At 67.0% G+C, this 18,891-nt stretch carries 18 protein-coding genes and 1 pseudogene; 11 read left to right on the top strand and 8 right to left on the bottom strand.

Annotated elements, in window-relative coordinates; all coding sequences use genetic code 11:
- Nucleotides 1–18: 18 nt before the first annotated feature.
- A complete protein-coding gene (locus FCK90_RS03375; RefSeq protein WP_246179948.1) occupies nucleotides 19–1,434 on the bottom strand; it encodes an MFS transporter in 1,416 nt (471 codons plus the stop codon).
- Nucleotides 1,435–1,670: 236 nt separating this feature from the next.
- Here FCK90_RS03375 and FCK90_RS03370 point away from each other — a divergent pair, with 236 nt between their 5' ends.
- Nucleotides 1,671–2,246, top strand: a complete 576-nt coding sequence (locus tag FCK90_RS03370) for a PadR family transcriptional regulator (protein WP_158032892.1) — start codon at nucleotides 1,671–1,673, stop codon at nucleotides 2,244–2,246.
- Between the two features lie 65 nt (nucleotides 2,247–2,311).
- The gene (locus tag FCK90_RS03365; protein WP_158032891.1) at nucleotides 2,312–3,910 is read left to right on the top strand and encodes an ABC-F family ATP-binding cassette domain-containing protein; all 1,599 of its coding nucleotides are present in this window, start codon (nucleotides 2,312–2,314) and stop codon (nucleotides 3,908–3,910) included.
- Between the two features lie 65 nt (nucleotides 3,911–3,975).
- Here the strand turns inward: FCK90_RS03365 and FCK90_RS03360 are convergent, their stop codons facing one another.
- The 5 genes from FCK90_RS03360 to FCK90_RS03340 all read right to left on the bottom strand — a co-directional run bounded on the left by FCK90_RS03360 (nucleotide 3,976) and on the right by FCK90_RS03340 (nucleotide 7,311).
- Complete coding sequence (locus FCK90_RS03360) at nucleotides 3,976–4,731, bottom strand: alpha/beta hydrolase (RefSeq protein ID WP_181954177.1); 756 nt, start codon at nucleotides 4,729–4,731, stop codon at nucleotides 3,976–3,978.
- A 207-nt stretch (nucleotides 4,732–4,938) separates the two neighbouring features.
- Nucleotides 4,939–5,181, bottom strand: a complete 243-nt coding sequence (locus FCK90_RS03355) for an enterochelin esterase domain-containing protein (RefSeq protein ID WP_158032889.1) — start codon at nucleotides 5,179–5,181, stop codon at nucleotides 4,939–4,941.
- Nucleotides 5,182–5,325: 144 nt separating this feature from the next.
- Complete coding sequence (locus FCK90_RS03350; RefSeq protein ID WP_246179947.1) at nucleotides 5,326–6,315, bottom strand: SURF1 family cytochrome oxidase biogenesis protein; 990 nt, start codon at nucleotides 6,313–6,315, stop codon at nucleotides 5,326–5,328.
- Nucleotides 6,312–6,620: a hypothetical protein gene (locus FCK90_RS03345; RefSeq protein ID WP_220433262.1), complete on the bottom strand. Its 309-nt coding sequence runs from the start codon at nucleotides 6,618–6,620 to the stop codon at nucleotides 6,312–6,314. Before FCK90_RS03345 ends, FCK90_RS03350 begins: the two co-directional genes overlap by 4 nt.
- Before the next feature lie 121 nt (nucleotides 6,621–6,741).
- The gene (locus FCK90_RS03340; RefSeq protein WP_246179946.1) at nucleotides 6,742–7,311 is read right to left on the bottom strand and encodes a DUF3099 domain-containing protein; all 570 of its coding nucleotides are present in this window, start codon (nucleotides 7,309–7,311) and stop codon (nucleotides 6,742–6,744) included.
- A 485-nt stretch (nucleotides 7,312–7,796) separates the two neighbouring features.
- Here FCK90_RS03340 and FCK90_RS03335 point away from each other — a divergent pair, with 485 nt between their 5' ends.
- Together FCK90_RS03335 and FCK90_RS03330 are read left to right on the top strand one after the other, a co-directional pair.
- A complete protein-coding gene (locus FCK90_RS03335; protein WP_158032888.1) occupies nucleotides 7,797–8,387 on the top strand; it encodes a type IV toxin-antitoxin system AbiEi family antitoxin domain-containing protein in 591 nt (196 codons plus the stop codon).
- 232 nt (nucleotides 8,388–8,619) lie between these two features.
- Complete coding sequence (locus FCK90_RS03330) at nucleotides 8,620–9,345, top strand: nucleotidyl transferase AbiEii/AbiGii toxin family protein (protein WP_220433261.1); 726 nt, start codon at nucleotides 8,620–8,622, stop codon at nucleotides 9,343–9,345.
- A gap of 228 nt (nucleotides 9,346–9,573) precedes the next feature.
- Here FCK90_RS03330 and FCK90_RS03325 read toward each other — a convergent pair whose 3' ends face one another.
- On the bottom strand, nucleotides 9,574–11,001 hold the full coding sequence (locus tag FCK90_RS03325; RefSeq protein ID WP_220433260.1) for a plasmid pRiA4b ORF-3 family protein: 1,428 nt from the start codon (nucleotides 10,999–11,001) through the stop codon (nucleotides 9,574–9,576).
- 258 nt (nucleotides 11,002–11,259) lie between these two features.
- Between FCK90_RS03325 and fabG the strand changes: the two genes are divergently transcribed.
- Nucleotides 11,260–11,991: a 3-oxoacyl-ACP reductase FabG gene (gene fabG / locus FCK90_RS03320; protein ID WP_158032887.1), complete on the top strand. Its 732-nt coding sequence runs from the start codon at nucleotides 11,260–11,262 to the stop codon at nucleotides 11,989–11,991.
- Between the two features lie 85 nt (nucleotides 11,992–12,076).
- Nucleotides 12,077–12,847 carry an SDR family oxidoreductase gene (locus FCK90_RS03315; RefSeq protein WP_158032886.1) on the top strand — a complete coding sequence of 257 codons (771 nt, stop codon included), beginning with the start codon at nucleotides 12,077–12,079 and terminating at the stop codon, nucleotides 12,845–12,847.
- Between the two features lie 150 nt (nucleotides 12,848–12,997).
- On the opposite strand, the gene serB is transcribed toward FCK90_RS03315, so the two are convergent.
- Nucleotides 12,998–13,930 (bottom strand): phosphoserine phosphatase SerB, encoded by a 933-nt coding sequence (serB, locus tag FCK90_RS03310; RefSeq protein ID WP_158032885.1) that lies wholly within the window; start codon nucleotides 13,928–13,930, stop codon nucleotides 12,998–13,000.
- A gap of 110 nt (nucleotides 13,931–14,040) precedes the next feature.
- On the opposite strand from serB, the gene FCK90_RS03305 reads away from it, so the two are divergent.
- From FCK90_RS03305 to FCK90_RS15655, 5 genes and pseudogenes are all read left to right on the top strand, one after another.
- Entirely contained in the window at nucleotides 14,041–14,826 is a 786-nt protein-coding gene (locus tag FCK90_RS03305; protein WP_158032884.1) for an ABC transporter ATP-binding protein, read from the top strand.
- An 85-nt stretch (nucleotides 14,827–14,911) separates the two neighbouring features.
- Nucleotides 14,912–15,778, top strand: a complete 867-nt coding sequence (locus tag FCK90_RS03300) for a sulfite exporter TauE/SafE family protein (protein WP_158032883.1) — start codon at nucleotides 14,912–14,914, stop codon at nucleotides 15,776–15,778.
- Nucleotides 15,779–15,861: 83 nt separating this feature from the next.
- The gene (locus FCK90_RS03295; protein ID WP_158033052.1) at nucleotides 15,862–16,764 is read left to right on the top strand and encodes a TrmH family RNA methyltransferase; all 903 of its coding nucleotides are present in this window, start codon (nucleotides 15,862–15,864) and stop codon (nucleotides 16,762–16,764) included.
- A 45-nt stretch (nucleotides 16,765–16,809) separates the two neighbouring features.
- Nucleotides 16,810–18,321, top strand: a complete 1,512-nt coding sequence (locus FCK90_RS03290; RefSeq protein ID WP_158032882.1) for a DNA methyltransferase — start codon at nucleotides 16,810–16,812, stop codon at nucleotides 18,319–18,321.
- A gap of 19 nt (nucleotides 18,322–18,340) precedes the next feature.
- Nucleotides 18,341–18,891 (top strand): annotated as a pseudogene (locus FCK90_RS15655) (transposase family protein); the annotation flags it as partial.

Genomic DNA, 18,891 nt, shown 5'->3' with positions numbered 1-18,891 from the left:
CCAGGGCCGACGCAGCGCTCAGCCCTTGTCGCCGCTCTCCGGTCGGGCGTGCGATCCGGCGGCCGCGTCGCCGTCGTTCGTGTCACTGCCCGTGCCATGGTCCGCCGTCACCGTCCGCGGAGTGCGCACGACCTTCAGGCGGGACAGGGCCACGGCCGCCAGCAGCACCACGACCGCCACACCGAGATAGAGCTGCACGGGGGTCCACCCGGTGTCCAGCAGCCGGCCGACCGCCAGGGGCGCCAGGATCGCACCCACGCGTCCCACGCCGATTCCCCAGCCCACGCCGGTGGCCCGCAGGCCGGGTTCGTAGGACATGGGGGAGAGCGTGTACATCCCGGCGATGCAGCCGTTGACCAGCATGCCCACCAGGACCCCGCTCGCGAAGGCGACGGTCGGCACCGAGGTCGAGACGATGAACAGCACCAGCGTGATCGATTGGAGGACCACGAACACGATCAGCACGGCCTTCTCGGTCCATCTGGAGGTCATGGCGCCGTAAAGCAGGGCTCCGAACGTTCCTCCCAGCGTGAGCATGATCCCGCCGAGGATCCCCTGCTCCTGGGTCATACCGGATTCCACCAGCAGCGCCGGCGTCCACGTATTGGCGAAGTAGAAGCCGAACATCACGATGAACCACGAGGCCCACAGGAACAGGCTCTGCGTCCGGTACCGGGGGCTGAGGACACCGCCGTCGCGCGCCCTGCCTCCCGGGGTCTCCACGACGGCGGCCGACTCGGGCAGCGCGACCGGCCCGCCGATACCCAGACGCCGTGCCACCACGGCTGCTTTCGCCGCGGCCTTCGGATGCTTCCCCGTGGCCAGGTAGTCGACGGACTCGGGCAGCAGCAGCGAGATCAGGGCGAGCACCACCACCGTGCACAACGCCCCCACCAGGAAGACCGACCGCCACCCGTAGGCGGGGATGAGCTCGGCGGCGCCCAGGCCGCCGAGGGTCGCGCCGACGCCGTAGCCGGCCGTGAAGATGCTGATGGCGATGCCGCGACGGGCGTTGTTGGCGTATTCGCTGGCGATGACCGCGGTGCAGGCCAGGATTCCGCCCACGCCGATGCCGGTGAACACCCGCCAGAGTCCCAGTTCCCAGTGGGAGCCGACCGTGGCGGACATGGCCATCCCCAGGCCGTTGATCACCAACGACACGATCAGCAGGGGACGCCGCCCGTAACGGTCGGCCAGGGGTCCGAGGCTCAGGGAACCGACGGCCATGCCGATCAGGCCCGCGCTCAGCAGCACGCCGAGTTCGGATCCCGACAGGTCGAATTCACGGGAGACCGCGGATCCCGTGAAGGCCATGGCCAGGACGTCGTAGCCGTCCAGTGCGTTGAGCAGACCGCACAGGGCGACCACCAACCACTGGAAACCGGTCATGGGCCGTTCGTCGATGGCCCGGCGGAGATTGATCGGAGTGTTCACGGCGGATCCCTTGCATCCGTGGGGTGAGCGGCCCGCGACGCGCGAACCTCTGGGAGCGTAGCGGACGCGGGTCATTCTCTGACGTGCCGATGACCGGGATGTAACAGTTCCTGTGGTCCTGAGCACGTCATGGCCTGAGCGCAGCGGCGGGCGGTCGCCGTGGGCTAGTGTCACGGGAAGTCACCCAGGGTCCGTCCGCGGCCGGTCCCCGGGATTCCCGGACGTGAGGAACGGTCATGAGCCTACGCAGTGCGCTACTCGCTCTGATCTCAGCCGGGCCGATGACCGGGTACGACGCCGCGAAGCGTTTCGCGGGCTCCGTGGGCAACGTCTGGTACGCCTTCGACTCCCAGATCTATCCGGAGCTGAGAAAGATGGAGACCGAGGGCCTGCTGGTGACCCGCCCGGTGCCCTGGGGGACCAAGGGCACGACCAAGACGGAGTACGAGGTCACCCCCGAGGGCCGTGCGGCCCTGACGGACTGGGTCAGCACCCCGCTGACCTACGCCCTGGAACGGGATCCCGTCCGCCTGCGCACGGCCTACCTCGAATGGACCGATGCCGAGACCGCCCGCCAGCACTTCGAGGACCACATCGCGCATCACCAGGCAGCCGCCGAGCAGGCCTACGAGCAGATCCGGGAGCTGACCGACCGGACGCATCCCACGTTGCAACGGCGGTTGGAGAACTATCCCGAGGCGGAGGCCGAGCAGATGATCGAGTTCAAGCTCATGGCCTACCGCGGGGTGTGCGCCCGGGCGGAGGCCGAGATCTCCTGGGCGCGGGAGTGTCTGGCGACACTGCGCGGATGACGAGCTGCCGGTACACTTGATCGGTCTTGCCGCATCAGGCGTCCCCCATGAAAGGCTGAAGCCCGTTGATCACCGTGTCCAACTTGGAATTGCGCGCCGGCGCACGCCTGCTGATGGACGAGGTCAACTTCCGGGTCCAGCGAGGCGACAAGATCGGCCTGGTCGGCCGCAACGGCGCCGGCAAGACCACCATGACCAAGGTCCTCGCCGGCCAGACCCTGCCCGCCGACGGCACCGTGACCCGCTCCGGCACGGTGGGGTACCTGCCGCAGGACCCCAAGGTCGATGACATGGAGCAGCTGGCCCGGGACCGCATCTTCGCCGCCCGCGGCCTGGCCGAGGTCATCGACAGGATGCGCGTGGCCGAGGAGGACATGGCCTCCTCCAACGACGCCGTGCGCGAGAAGGCCATGAAGCGCTACGCCCGGCTGGAGGCGGAGTTCGTGGCAGCCGGCGGATATGCCGCCGAGTCCGAGGCCGCGACGATCACGGCCAACCTGGACCTGCCCGAGCGGGTGCTCAACCAGCCCCTGCGCACGCTCTCCGGCGGCCAGCGGCGTCGTGTGGAACTGGCCCGGATCCTGTTCGCCGACGCCGACACCATGCTCCTGGACGAGCCCACCAACCACCTGGACGCCGACTCGATCGCCTGGCTCCGCGAGTTCCTCAAGGACTACTCCGGGGGCGTCCTGGTGATCTCCCACGACGTCGAGCTCATGCAGATGGTGGTGAACAAGGTCCTCTACCTGGATGCCAACCGCGCCGTCGTGGACGTCTACAACATGGACTGGAAGCACTACAAGCTCCAGCGCGAGCAGGACGAGCACCGCCGCAAGCGCGAGTACGCCAACGCGGAGAAGAAGGCCTCGGCCCTGATGGCCCAGGCCGAGAAGATGCGGGCCAAGGCCACCAAGGCGGTGGCCGCCCAGCAGATGATCAAGCGCGCCGAACGGCTCATGGCGGGAGTCGAGGGGGAGCGGGTGGCCGACAAGGTCGCCGCGATCCGGTTCCCGGCCCCGGCTCCCTGCGGCAAGACCCCGTTGCGGGGCCAGGGCCTGTCCAAGGCCTACGGATCCCTGGAGATCTTCACGGACGTCGACCTGGCCATCGACCGCGGCTCGCGCGTCGTGATCCTCGGGCTCAACGGCGCGGGCAAGACCACGCTGCTGCGCATGCTCGCGGGGGTGACGAACCCGGATTCGGGCGTGATCGAGGCCGGGCACGGGCTCAAGCTCGGCTACTTCGCCCAGGAGCACGACACCCTGGACACCGAGCGCACCGTGCTGCAGAACATGAAGTCGGCCGCCCCGGACCTCGCCGAGACCCAGGCGCGGACCATCCTGGGATCGTTCCTCTTCCAGGGCGACGACGTCGAGAAGTCCGCCGGGGTGCTCTCCGGCGGTGAGAAGACCCGCCTGGCCCTGGCCACGCTGGTCGCCTCGTCCGCCAACGTGCTGCTGCTGGACGAGCCCACCAACAACCTGGACCCCGCCTCCCGCGAGGAGATCCTCGCGGCGCTGCGCAACTACGAAGGCGCCGTCGTGCTGATCTCCCACGACGAGGGCGCGGTCGAGGCCCTGGACCCGGAGCGCGTGGTCATGCTCCCCGACGGCATCGAGGACCTCTGGTCCCAGGAGTACCAGGACCTCATCAGCCTGGCCTGACTCTTTCCTTCCCTGCCGAGTAGCGAGTTGGACCGCCCATCAGCGCTGATGGGCGGTCCAACTCACTACTCGGTAGGAGTGGGCGGGGAGAGCGCCCAGTCGAGGCCGTCGATCAGGCATCCCCGCCAGCAGGCCCAGTCGTGACCGCCCTCGTAGAGATGCTGCTCGCTCTCCCAGCCGCACTCCAGCAGCACGCGATGGAGGGCGCGGTTGTGTGCAGCGGCGGGCCCCTCCCGTGTCCCCACTTCCAGCCGGATCCTGACGTCCCGGGCGGAGGCCTCGCGGAACCGTGCGGTGATCCAGTTGTTCCCCGGTTCGCGGTCGAACCGCGGCGGGGCCGGCATGAACCCCTCCGGGCCGGCCTCCTGGTGCTCCCACCATAAGGACGCGGAATGAGCCAGGGCGGCTCCGAAGGCGTCGGGGAGCTCCAGCGCTCCCACCAGCGCGGATAACCCTCCCAGGCTCTGACCGGCCAGGATCCGGCGATCGCGCCCGGCCAGGAGGATACCCTGTGCGACGGCTGCCCGTTCCGCCCACGGGATGGAGGTCTCCGCGACGCCCGCGAGGAAGGCTGAGTTCGCCCCCAGGGACCGGAACCGGTCCGCCCGGCCGGAGGTGGTCAGGCCCAGGACGGCGAGCGGCGGCAGGCGGCCGGCCCTCACCGCGGCTTCCAGAGCGTGAGGGAGACCGAGTTCGTCGAACCAGACCTCGGCGTCGAACAGGACGAGCAGGGGCAATCCGGAGGTGCTGACGCTCTGTTCCTGGGCATCCGGTGCCGGCAGGTAGAGCAGGTGCCTGCGCGGGCCGCTCCCGCGGGGCACCTCGAGAGAGTCCTCGACGATGCGCCCTTCGAGGCGTTCTCCGACGTGCCGTTCAAGAGGTCCGCGACCGGTGCGCCATTCCGGTTGCGGCGGAGCCTGCGAGCCGGTGTGAATCGATGTCCCGTGGGGTCCCTGACGGCGCAGCGGAGGATCGGGATTGCGGGGGTCCCAGAATGTGCGGGTGATCAGGGGAGGCCCCTGCGGTGGTTATTCTCCCGCCCCGAGCGGCGTGAACCCGTAGGAGGCACGCAGCGCGGTGGGCAATCGCAGGGTCAGGGGCCAGGTATCCGTGCCGGGCACCCGGTGCATGAGGCCGCGCTCGTAGTCCGCCTTGTCCGTCACCCGGTTCATCGTCAGGTGGACTCTCTCGGCCTGGGCATCGTCCCAGGTGAAAGTCACGTCCTCCGTCCGGCCTCCCTGATCGTCGGTACCGGGCGTCGTTGCGTGCATGGAGTGAAAATAGCACCCCGCCGCTCACCGAAGCGGTGACACAGGAGGGCGAAAATTCCGCCGAGTGGTGAGTTGAGCCGCTTCTCGACGTCGATGGGCGGCTCAACTCACCACTCGGCCGGGATGGGGGGAAGAGAAAAGCGGCTAGCGGCGGGATTCGTAGGCCTCGAGCAGGGCGTCCTCTTCCTCTGCATCGACGACGGAGAAGGTCCGCTTGACCCGCTTGGGCCGCATGATGTCCTTCAGGTGGGCCGGCATGTCGTCGACCATCTCCAGACGACGCACCACGTCCTCCTCAGTCATCCCGTCGCCCTGGGAGACGAAGTTGCCGTGGTCGTCGTAGTAGCGCGACAGCTCGTCCTCGATCTGCGCCGCGTATTCGCGGTCCCACTGATCGTTACGGACCTTCTGCCGCGCCGAGTACCCGTAGGCCACGAAGACCAGTACCGCGAAAGCGTCCCACTGCAGCGCGTAGGACAGATTGGGCCCGTAGTCCAGGTCCGGCATGGAGAACGACTCGGGAGCGGCCGCCGGAGCCGGCTCCTCCGTCGCCACCTGCCCGTACGCATCCGTGACCAGCGGCAGCCCGGTCAGCTCCGCGGCCTGCTCCACGGAGACCGACGCGATCTGGCCCTCGGCGGAGTCGCGCCGCAGGTCGGTCTCGGCCGGTTGCAGGCGGGCCGTCACGGTGACCTCGCCGGCGGGCGGGGCGGGGATCTCCGACGGCGATCCGTCTCCCGCCTCGGACGTCGGGATCCAGCCCCGGTCCAGGGCCACGATCTCCCCGGAGGTGACCTGGAACGGCACCAGGACCTCGTAGCCGATCACGCCCTCGTGGGCACGGTTGCGGACCACCAGAGTGTCTTCAGGCAGGTAGGAGCCGGTCAGCTCGACCGGATGCCACTGCTGGGAGCCGTCGAAACCGGTCAGGGCGCCGACCGCGTCGTCGTCCGTGAGCGGAGCGGCGTCGTAGTTGTTGACGATCAGGTCGTTGCGAGCCGTCATGGCATCGGCGCGGGACATCTGCCAGGAGCCCAGATAGAGGCACAGGACCGCCCCGATGCAGCAGAGCAGGAACCAGGCGATCCACCGGCCGGAGAGCAGGAAGGAGTAGGCGGCGATCTTCTCCCTCACCGGGATCCCTCCGGGGTATCCGCAGCGCCGGAGGCCTCCGGCGCATCGATCGGCAGGACGTCCTTGAGGAAGCCTCTCAGGCGCAGGAACTCGGCGAGATGCTCACGGTGCTCATCGCACGCGGTCCAGACCTTGCGCCGAGCGGGGGTGTGGATCTTGGGGTTGTTCCATTCCAGACGCCAGGTGGCACGAGCCCGGCAACCGCGACGTGAACACTGCACGATCTCCGGGCCGGCGGGCTGCTCCGACTGCCCTTCGGGGTTCTGCGGGCCCCCTGACAGGGATCCCAGGAGATCGAAGGACATGGGGACGTATTGCTCCTGCTTGATGGTGGGCGCTGGTGATTCAGTGCCGAGGATGGGTGCCAAACGGACGGGGCCATGCGGTCCCCGCGACGACGGATCACCTGGACGGCGTCCGTCCAGTTTAGCGGTCTCGATCGGAGGATGGGTCGGCGGACCATTCGCCCTCGACCACGTCCGGCCCGAGGTCCCCGCTGGGACGGGGCGACGACTCATCCGTGGACGGGTCCTGCGCCTCACCTCGATCGCGGGCCGGATCGTCGGAGTCCGTCGCGTCGTCGTCGGATTCCGACGCCGGTCCGCCGGATGCCGCTGTGAGCTCGGGTTGCAGATCCGGGCCGAGGTAGCTGGAACCGCGCTCGGACTTGTCGGCGCCCGCGTTGGCCAGGAGGACGGCCGACCAGGGCAGGAACACCATGCCCACCACGCAGGCGATGCGCCACCAGACGTTGTCGATGAACACGAAACCGAAGAAGCAGGCCACGCGCAATGCCATCTGCACCGAGTAGACCTTCATCCTCCGGCCCATGTCGGCCGAATGGGCCTCGGGGGTGGAGGTGATCGAATGCACCGTCTCGGGGGATCCGCGCCCTGCTCGGCGGCCGCCTTGCGCGCCGGACGGCCGGACCTGGGTGCCGTGCCCGCCGGCCTGGATCTCCGCGAGGTCTTCCGGGGTGAGGTAACGCCGTGCCACGAGTTACCTCCTCACTGCTCAGAAAATGATCAGGAAACTGATGAATCCATCAGTTCATTGTGCACCCGCCGAGGGCCGAGCTTAACCCCTGGGCGGGAAAAACTCGCCGCATTCTTGAACAAGAACAGGGACACCGATGACCGGCCGTCCTACTTCGCCTGGGTAGACACGACCGACGGAGCACAGAGTGTCCTGTCCGCAGCGGCGACCTCCGTAGCGCCCGCCGGTCTCACCCCTCTGGAGCTGTTGGGCCAGCCTGAAATCGACATCGACGAGGCGCCGCTGAGGGTGGGCTCTAGCCTTGCAAACCTGGAGGAACAACAGCAAGGATTTGAACAAGGGTGGCGCATGAGTCTTATACGGCGATCAACCGAAGCCGGAATGTCGTCGTGGGCATGGTGCTGTCGATCAGAGCGAGAAGAACACGTGACCAGAGGTGGATAAAAACCACACATAGTCGAGTGGTCCGTGCAAGGATTGTATCCATGAAGGAGTTGAAGGAGTCACTTCCGTCGACGTTCACGACGGAGACCTCGCGGGCCCACGGGGTGCATCCTCGGGACCTCTACGCCTGGCGCGATGACGGGCTGATCATCGAACTCTCGCGCGGGGTCTTTCGTCGAGCGGACGCGCCCCCGGCGTCGTACCCAGACATGATCGCCGTGGCGCACCGGGCTCCTCGCGCCATCGTGTGCTGCATGTCGGCGGCGGCGATCCACGACCTGACGGATGAGATGCCGCCATCAGCGCAGATCGCGGTGCCCAAACGATCGCATACGCCGGTGATCACATACCCTCCCGTGACGGTGTTTCGTTTCGACGAGGCGACATTCGACCTCGGGCTGACATCATTCGAGGCGGGGCCGGGAGAACCGGTGCGCATCTACGATGCGGCGAGGACGGTGGTGGATCTCATGAGATTTCGGAGGCGCCTTGGCGAGCCGATCGCGCACGCCGCACTGCACCGCTACCTGACCGGGCCGGGCGCGCGGCCCGCGTTGCTGCTGGACTACGCGGAAGCGCTGGGGACGTTTGGTCCCATGCGCGTGGCCCTCGATATTGCGAGTGCCCGATGAGCCGGCCGACACGCGACAGCGCTGCGGGCCGCGCATACCTCGACCTGCAGAACCAGGCCCGCCGTCAGAAGCGGGGAACGCAAGAACTCCTCACGATGTACGTCGTCGAACGGTGGCTCTCGCGTATGTCGCGCTCCGCGTACGCCGATGACTTCATCTTGAAGGGCGGGATGCTGCTGGCCTCATTCGGTACCGCCGCCCAACCGTCGATGCCGACGCGCTCGCCCGCAACATGGCCGCCGACGACGAGACAGTCGCTCGCCGCGTCGCTGAGATTGCCGCGATTGCAGATCCGGACGACGGCGTGGAGTTCCTGCCCGAGACCATCACGACCGCGGTGATCCGCGATGACGCCCTGTACTCGGGCGTGCGAGTGACGATGACCGCGCAACTCGCCACTGCGCAGGTGAAGCTGCGCTTGGACATCAACTTCGGTGACCCCGTCACTCCGGCTCCGCGCACAGTCGAACTGCCGGCGTTGCGGCCAGATTCCCCATCGGTCCGCATCCTCGGATACCCGATCGAAACCGTGCTCGCAGAGAAGCTCGTTACCGCAATCGAGCTGGGAAGAGCGAACACTCGCGTGCGCGATTTCGCCGACACCTATCTCCTGACTGGTACCCAGGTCGTGCAGTGCGGATTGCTGCGCGACGCACTCACGGCAACTGCCGAGTTTCGAGGAACTGCCCTGATCCCGCTGGCACGTGCCGCTGACGGGCTCGGGGAGCTACGCGACTCGACCTATGTCCCTTACCGGAAAAGTCTGGGCGAGGTGGGTGCGAGTCTCCCGCCTCGGTTCTCCGACGCGGTAGCTGCCGTCGCAGTCTTCGTCGATCCGGTGCTCAGCGGCTTGGATGCTGAAGCCGTATGGAACCCCACGGAACGCGGCTGGAGCCGCGAAGCGCCTATGACGGTTTCGGGGTCGACGGAATCCGGTACAGATAGGCGGCACCTGTGATGGTTTCTGACGGCCGTCCAAAGAAGCTCGAGATGAACAAAGCAATGACTGGCCTTCCAGCGGGGTCCGAAACGGGGCCCTAAACCCTCTCGCGGGGTTCGAATGAGATCGAATCAACCCGCGCGACAACCCGCAGAACAGCCCCGGCCTTCGAACTTGACGTGACGACCGGCAGGTGAAGTACAGGTACCGCAGGGAAATACGGGTAGGTGGGCACTGGCCCTTGTCTCAGCCTCGGATGACGATCCGGGCAACTGCCGCGACGGCGGCGTTCACGCCATGCAGGCGCCCGCGCTCATGCGTAGCGCCTGCGAGTAGCGTGAGCGCGGCGAGCGTGGGGCTGTCGGCCGGAGGAGCCGCGTACGGGTTGCCCCGGATGCCCCAGCCGAGGTCGAACATGAGCGCGCTGATGCTCGCATCCCACAGCTCTGCGGGCCTCTCGCTTCCGACGACGGCGAGAGCAGCCCAGCCGGCGTGCCGCTCGGCGGCAGAACGTCCGAGCGGGAGACGGCCGGTGATGTGACGCAGGATCGCCTGAGGGTCGCCCGCGTGGCGTTTGATCACCTGGGTGGGGGCGATGCGGCCCTCGCGGACGGAGATGAGGCCCAGAGCTCGCGCCGTGGCTCGCAGTTCCGCGACCGGAAAGGTGAGGTCTTCACGATTCGTCTTCCCGATCCACCACCGGGTGATACCGGTGCGCTGTGCGATCTGCTCGACGGCCGCTGGCTTCAGGTACCCCGCGCCGGTGAGGTCTGAGCCATTGCCGATGACATCGAGCAGGATCTGGAACGGCTCAATGACTTCGGCAGCCGCATCCGTGCTGATCTCGGTCGGGCCGTACATGGACGGCTGCACGAGCGTCTGGCGCAGCCCGCGTGCACCGCGCTGTCCCGAGAACTCGAGCAGAGATGCGAGTTCTTTCACCACGGGAACCGGTTCAGCTATGAGCGCGGTGAGCAGCTCGTTGGTCTCGTTCACGTCGAAGGCATCGGGATGCCAGCCTACGGGCAGCCATGCCCGGCCATCTTCGGGACTGTCGAACACGTCCGGGATGTGGGCGTCACCGTAGTCGCTACGCACCCAGTCGGCGAGTTCGCTGTAACCCCACGTCCCGCCGCAGTCCTCCGGTGGACAGGCGCGCTTGCCTCCGAGGCACACGGGGGCCGGGGGAGGAGTCTCGAGGACCTTCTCCACGCGCAGTACATGCTCCCAGTCATCGCCGAAGTCGTAGTCGTACCAGAGCCTGTCGCCCTCGGCCGCAATGACCTGGTCGAGGCGTACATCGTCTTCGAGCAGGCCTTCGTCGCCTTCATCGAGGTCGAACTGCGTCAGGAACTCGGGGGCGTTGCGGCTGTTGCTCGTACGGAAACGATGGAGGTGGCTGTCCGTCCACCCCATGGTCGTCTGGATGACCTCGTGCAGCCGGGGGAGGGTGATGTCTCCGGGAACCTCGATACGCCGCCACACCGGGGGTTTCGTCCCCAGCAGATCGACGCGCAAGCGGAAGGCTCGCACCGTAGCGGGGACGGGTAGAAGCTGTGGTTCTGGTCGACGCCAAATGTCATCCAGGCCGCCGCCACCGTCCATTGCGCCGGCGGAGCGCAGGAGTTCGATGAAGTGCTGAACGTCCGGTGCCTCGAAACCTTCGGATGCCATCCGCCTTCTCCTCTCTCGTACAGCCTGCGCCACACAGCGAATCTAAGGAAGTGACAGGTGCTTGCGATCACCCTGGCCGGTTCGCACAATACGCCGGACCCAGCATGGTTGGGCGCGCCCAAGGAATCCCCAGGGTCGTGACGGTAATGTGATGCGGGCCCCTGGCATCGCAGGGGGCTGAACGCCGCCCGGGTGCGGCTGCGCCGGACACCGCGACCGGCGAGACAGATTCTTCAGACCGAAAGGCCTCCAGCTCCCATGGCAGTTGCAACACCCGAAACCACCGAGCCCCGCGTCGTCCTGGTGACCGGAGGTAACCGAGGGATCGGCAAGTGCATCGCAGATGCCTTCCGCGCGCAGGGCGATCGCGTGATCATCACCTATCGGACGGGTGCGGCACCCGAGGGCGTGGACGCCGTGCAGTGCGATGTCAGCTCCACGGACTCCGTGGACGCCGCCTTCAAGGAGATCGAGAAGACCTGGGGTCCCGTGGAGGTGCTCGTGGCCAACGCCGGCATCACCAAGGACACCTTGCTGATGCGCATGAGCGAGGACGACTTCACCTCGGTCCTGGACACCAACCTCGTGGGGGCTTTCCGGGTGGCCAAGCGCGCGACCAAGGGCTTCCTGAAGCTCAAGCGCGGCCGCATCATCTTCATCTCCTCCGTGGTGGGCTTCACCGGCGCCCCGGGCCAGGCGAACTACGCCTCATCGAAGGCGGGTCTGACCGGCATGGCCCGCGCCATCACCCGTGAGCTCGGTGCTCGCAACGTCACCGCCAACGTGGTGGCCCCCGGCTACATCACCACCGACATGACCGCCGAGCTGCCCGGGGACGTCACCGCCACCTACAAGGCGAGCATCCCCGCGGGTCGTTTCGGCGACGCCGAGGAAGTGGCCAATGCCGTGCAGTGGCTCGCTTCCCCGGGGGCCGGCTACGTCAACGGCACCGTCATCCGCGTCGACGGCGGCCTGGCCATGGGTCTCTGAGCCGACCGTTGGTTAGGCTTTCGAGCCGAAGCGCCGTGAAGAGCGTTGTGAAGAACCCGAACCCGATACGCAAGGAGCTGCGCGCATGAAGTCTGTGGCAGGAAAGACCATCGTGATCACCGGATCCTCCCGAGGCGTGGGAGCCGACACCGCGAAGATTCTGGCGGGGGAGGGCGCCAACGTCGTCGTCAACTACCGGCAGAAGGCTCCGCGGGCCAACAAGGTGGTCAAGGAGATCGAGGAGGCCGGCGGCAAGGCCATCGCCGTGGGCGCCGACCTGACCGACCAGGATTCCGTGAAGGCCATGTTCGACCAGGCCGTCGAAGCCTTCGGCGCCGTGGACGGGGTGATCCTCAACGCCTCCGGCGGCATGGAGTCCGGGATGGGCGAGGACTACGCGATGCGGTTGAACCGCGACGCCCAGAACGACGCCCTGAGCGTCGCCCTGAACTACCTGACCGACGGCGGTCGCGTGGTGTTCGTGACCAGCCACCAGGCGCATTTCATCCGCGAGGTCGAGACCATGGAGGCCTACGTGGACGTGGCCACCTCCAAGCGCGCCGGCGAGGACCAGCTCACCTCCCGGGTCCCGGAGATGACGGAGCAGGGCGTGGATTTCGTGGTGGTCTCGGGCGACATGATCGAGGGGACCGTCACGGCCACCCTGCTCAACCGCGCCCAGCCCGGCGCCCTGGAGGCCCGGCGCGAGGCCGCCGGCAAGCTGCTCTCGGTCAACGAGTTCGCCCAGGAGATCGCCAAGATGGTCACCGCGGACGTCGCGACCGGTCACATCGAGCTGGCGGGCGGCTCGGGGGACTTCCCGGCCGACGGCGGCGCACCGCAGCCGGTCGGCTGACACTCCCTCTTCACGACGCCGGGGTGGCCCGCCTGTCCATCGGACAGAACGGGGCCACCCCGGCGTCGTCGTTCACGTCGTGACATCGTCACCGGAGGTCCCGGAGGCGTCACGGGACATCAGCGGAGACGGATCGGAGATCCGAGCGGATCAGAGGTCGGCGAAGAACCGTACGGAGTCCAGGTTCGGCATGTTGATCTGCGCGTCGGCGGACTGCCGCAGGAGCGGTTTGCCGTTGAAGGAGATGCCGACGGCGGCGCTGGAGAGCATCTTCGCGTCGTTGGCGCCGTCGCCCACCGCGATCACCTGCTCGGGGCTCACGCCGTCTTCGGCAGCCCACTGCTTGAGCATGCGTTCCTTGACGTCCGCATCCACGACCTCGCCCAGCACACGGCCCGTCAGGTGCCCATCGACGATTTCGAGGTCATTGGCCCGATAGTGGTCCAGACCCAGCTTCTCCGCCAGGGGAGCGAGGATCTGGTTGAATCCGCCGGAGACCGCGCCCACGGTGTGCCCTGCGCGATGGAAGGTCTCCACCAGGACGCGGGCGCCGATGCTCAGCCGGACCTGGGAGATCACCTCGTCCAGGACGCTTTCGGGAACGCCCTCCAGCACGGCCACGCGCTCCTGCAGCGATCGCGCGAAGTCGATCTCGCCGCGCATGGCGCGCTCGGTGACCGCAGCGACCTCCTCCTGGCGTCCGACGTGGCCGGCCAGCAGGTCGATGACCTCCTGCTGGATCAGGGTGGAGTCGACGTCGACGACCAGGAGCTTCTTGGCGTCCGGATCGAACAGCGCCTGGGGGATCACGTTGACGTCGACGCTGTGCCAGCGGAAACCCTCGGGGTCGGGGCGCATGCGCTTCCTGAGCGCCTCGAGGTCACCGCCCGCCACGCGCACCGTCATGGCGGAGTACCCGGTCGCCTCGGAGTCCTCGCCGCCGCTGGAGGCGGTGGCGGTCACGCGGACCCGGCCGTACTGCTCCACCGTGGCACCGGCGTCCTCGAGCTCCGCGAGAATCCTGTCGGCATCCTCCGGCTCGGGCGTTCTGGACAGTGCGATCACGGCGAGTTCGTCGGTCATGGCCCGGATTCTATCGCCCGTAGCCGTGTGGGCGAATTCCTGGAACCGGTGCCCGACTCGCGGACCGTCCCGCGGGCCCGCACCCTGTACGCAGCACTAGAGTTGTGGCCATGAGCGCCGTCCTGAAAATGACCGATATTGACCTCGTCCGCGGTGAGAAGAAATTGCTGGACCACGTGTCCTGGACGGTCAACGACAGCGAACGCTGGGTGGTCCTGGGCCCCAACGGAGCGGGCAAGTCCACGCTGCTGTCCATCGCAGCGGCACGCCTGCACCCCACGCGCGGATCCGCGGAGATCCTCGACGAGACCCTGGGCCGTGTGGACGTCTTCGAGTTGCGTCCGCGGATCGGCCTGACCTCCGCTCCTCTGGCCGAGCAGATCCCCGCCCGCGAGACCGTGTTCAATACGGTGGTCACCGCGGCATGGGGCGTCGCCGGCCGCTGGCGGGAGCAGTACGACGACGCCGATACCGATCGCGCCAACGTCCTCCTGAGGGACTGGGACCTCCAGGGGCTCGCGGACCGGAAGTTCGGATCGCTGTCCTCGGGGGAGAAGAAGCGCGTCCTGATCGCCCGCGCTCTGATGACGGATCCCGAACTGCTGCTGCTGGACGAACCGGCCTCCGGCCTCGACGTCGGCGGCCGGGAGGACCTGGTGGTGCGCCTGGACGAACTGGCCGCCTCGGCCACGGCGCCCGCCGTCGTCATGGTCACCCACCACCTCGAAGAGGTGCCGGAGAACTTCACCCACGCGCTGCTCATGCGCGACGGCGCCGTGGTGGCGGCCGGGCCGGTGGCCGATGTGATGACGCCCACTGCGCTGTCCCAAACCTACGGTTTGCCGCTTAAGCTCGTTCGAGTCGGCCGGCGATTCGCCGCCTTCCGCCAGGATTAATCGACTCGATTCCCAGCCCACCTCCTGGTGGTTGTCTTAATGCGCGTATGCAGCGCTTAACACACAAGAACCGGAGGCGTTGTACGTGGAGTGGCTCAATGACCTGTTCGCCACCTTGGATTTCGAATGGTGGCAGGTAGCCCTGATTCTGGTGGCCGGTGTCTGGGCCGGCCTGATCAATACCATCGTCGGATCGGGCACCCTGGTGACCTTTCCCGTCCTGGTGACCATGGGCGTACCCCCCGTGACCGCCACGATGTCCAACGCCATGGGCCTGATCGCGGGCAACCTGACCGGTGCGTGGGGGTACCGGAAGAAGCTCAAGGGCGTGGGGCGGACCCTGCTCAAGCTGATCCCGTGCTCCGTGGTGGGCGGTGTGGCCGGCGCGGCGCTGCTGATGCACCTGCCGGAAGAGGTCTTCGCCTACGTAGCTCCCGTGCTGATCGTAGTGGCCCTGGGCTTCGTGGTCTTCCAGCCGCGCCTGCAGTCAGCTGTCAGGGCCAGCAAGGAGAAGCAGGCCCAGAAAGCGGCTGAAAAGGCCGAGGCACGCGGCGAAGAGGTCCAGCCCATGGACCCCGACAAGGAAGCGCAGCCGCTGAGCCTGTACGTCCTCGTGTTCTTCGCCGGTGTCTACGGCGGATACTTTGTGGCGGCCCAGGGGGTGCTGCTCCTGGGCATCCTGGGTGTCTTCCTGATGGCCTCCATGCAGTCCGCCAACGCGGTCAAGACGGTGCTGGTGGCCGTGGTCAATATCGTGGCAGCGGTCTCCTACGTGATCTTCGCCTTCGACCGCCTCGACTGGTGGGTGGTCGTGCTGATCGCCATCTCCTCCACCGTCGGCTCCTGGGTCGGCGCCAAGGTCGGCCAGCGCCTGTCGCCGATCGCGCTGCGCACGGTCATCGTGGTGCTCGGTGTGGTGGCCCTGGGCAACATGATCCGTCAGCTCCTGTGACGGGGCCCGCGATGGACCCGGGGGCTGGCCCGGGTCACGACGACGAATCGGCGGTCGATCCGCTCGGAACGCGCTTTCCCCAGATGATCCGGCTCGACGACGCCCATGACCCGCGGGTGGCCGACTACACGTCGCTCACGGACGTGGCCTTGCGCCGCAAGCTCGAACCGGAACGGGGGATGTACCTGGCCGAGTCCTCCAAGGTCCTGCGCCGGGCCCTGGACGCCGGTCACCGCCCTCGATCGTTCTTCATGGCCGAGAAGTGGGTCCATGACCTGGCGGATGTGATCGACGCCCATCCGGAGGTTCCCCTCTTCATAGGGGACGACCAGGTGCTGGAGGCCATCACCGGTTTCCATCTGCACCGCGGCGCCCTCGCAGCGATGCAACGCCCGGTTCCGGTCCCGCTCGGCGAACTGCTGGCCACGGCCCAGGACCACAAGAAACGCTCCCGTATCGCGATCCTGGAGGGTCTGGTCGACCATACGAACGTGGGCGGTCCTGAAACTCCGCAGTTCTCCTCGAATATGAGGACACGGTCACGGATCGCGATCTTCGAGAACATTGTGGACCATACGAATCTTGGTGCCGCTTTCAGGTCCGCCGCGGCGATCGGTGTGGACGCTGTTCTGGTCACTCCCAGCTGCGCGGACCCGCTGTATCGCCGCTCGATCCGGGTCTCGATGGGGACGGTGTTCCAGGTTCCGTGGGCACGCATCGACTCGTGGCCTGGCGACATCGACATGATCAAAGAGCACGGGTACGTCGTGGCCGGCATGACGCTTGGCGAGGGAGCGATCACACTCGACGATCTGGTTGCCGAGGACCACCCGCATCTGGCGCTGGTGTTCGGGACGGAGGGACACGGGCTGACGCGCCAGGCTGATCGTCGGCTCGACCGTCGGGTGACGATCCCGATGATGCGCGGCGTGGACTCGCTGAACGTCGCGGCGTCGGCGGCCGTGGCGTTCTACGCGACGAGGTAGCTCGGTGGCGACTCAGCCAGCCAGACAGAACTTCAACCACGTCGCGTGCTCGGATTGTCACAGGGCTACGGCAGGATTAACCAAAGTAGAGAGAGGGAGCACTGGCCTGTGAGCAACGAACTTCGATCGCTCCTTGAGCGCGTCGCGCAGACCGACCCCGGCACTGCCAAGGAGATCCGGCGGCACATCGACGCGCTGCAAAGCCGACAGCAGTTCGGTCTCAGCTTTGAGCGGCACCTGCCCGAGTCGGTCTCCCTTACCGGACGTCCCATATCCGTCGGGGACAAGGTGCGCTTCCTGCCGCCATGGGGCGAGACCGTGGCGGAGTCGACGGCCACGTGGATCGTAACTGGCTTCTCCGGCCCGAAGGGCGGTAGGGTCGCCGACCTGGTCGATCCGCGGACAAAGGACGAGGCGTCGCGCGCTCTCGTCGACCTCGTCTTCGTCGCCGACTTTCGCGACCCGATCTACCCCGGCCTCGTGGCCTCGGGTGACCCCGAGGAGCGCGGCGGTGACACGCCATTCCACACCGTCATCAATGCCGAGAATTACCACGCTCTCGAGTCGCTGCTCTACACGCACAAGGGCGCGGTCGACCTCATCTACATCGACCCGCCGTACAACACCGGGGGTAAAGCACCCTGGCTCTACAACGACAGCTTCGTCGACAACGACGACAACTATCGCCACTCCAAGTGGCTCGCGTTCATGGACCGGCGACTGCGCGTCGCGAAGGACATCCTCAAGTCGACCGGCGCGATCATGGTCTCGATCGGCGACGATGAGCAGCACCGTCTCCGGATGCTCATGGATCAGATCTTCGGAGTCGAGAACCAGGTCGCGCAGCTCGCGGTCGAGATGTCGACGACCTCCGGACCGAAGACCACCAACGCGCAGCAGGGCACCATCGTCAAGAACGTCGAGTACGTCCTGATCTATCGGAGGACAGCAGCGTTCGACACCGAGGTCAGGCACACCCCGCTCTATGATGGCATCGAGAAGTGGGACGCCAACTACCCGTTGTGGCTCAACGACGACGGCACCACGGAACTGCTGTACCAGAGGCTCGACGAGGAACCGGCCGTGCGTGCAGACATTGAGCGGTTCGATCTCGTGCGTGAATCCGGGAATCGCAAGGGGACGTTCATTGGGGCCCCGGGAATGGATCTGCTCCTGGCAGCATCTGAGGCGGCGCGAGAGTTCATCCTCGACAACCTGACCCGCATCGGTCGCACAGACACGCCTCCTGTCTCCGGCAAAAACGTCGACGTCCCGGTCGGACGATGGGTGGAGCATCAGACCGATGGTCGCACGTACCGGCTCACGCGCTCCAGCAAGGGCAAGATCTGGCAGATCTACACCCTGGACCGGAACTACCGGACCTCCGACGACTACCTGCCTACATTCGGTCGGACGGTCATCCGGGGGGATCTGTGGCGGGGCTTCTACTCAGACATGGGGCACGTCTCGAATGAGGGAGGGGTCGGGTTCGCGAACGGCAAGAAGCCGATCCGTCTCATCCTGAATCGGCCCGGGTTTGATGCCGCTGCTGTTTGAGTCCGAGAGGATGGACAGCATGCCGAAGAAGATCGATGCCCAGCTGCGCGCGAGGTGCGTGCGGCTCGTGCGCGAGCACGCCCAGGAGTACCCCACCTTGACCGCGGCGACGACTGCGGTGGCCCGTCAGGAGGGCGTCTCGCGGGAGTCCGTGCGGCGCTGGCTGGCGCAGGCCGAGGTCGACGACGGGACCCGCCCCGGCGTCACCAGTGAAGAGTCAGCCGAGATCAAGCGCCTGAAGTCCGAGGTCAAGCGACTGAGGGAGGACAATGAGATCCTGCGTCGGGCCTCGATTTTCTTCGCGGGGGAGCTCGACCCCCGCAACCGCTGATCCTCGCCTTCATCGACGAGATGCGCGCCGAAGGCTATGCAGTAGAGCCGATCCTTGCCGTCCTGCGCCAGCAGGGCCTTGTGATCGCTGCACGGACCTACCGAGCCTGGAAGAGGCCGGCCCGGATCGCGGCCCGCACCGTCACAGATGCTCTGGTCGAGGACAAGATCAGGGACCTCGCCTGGACCGTCAACCCCGTCACCGGGCTGGTCCAGATGACGCCGGAGGGCCTGTATGGG

Source organism: Kocuria coralli (assembly GCF_008831305.1).
Lineage (GTDB): Bacteria > Actinomycetota > Actinomycetes > Actinomycetales > Micrococcaceae > Kocuria > Kocuria coralli.
This window is presented reverse-complemented; position numbering and strand designations above follow the sequence as displayed.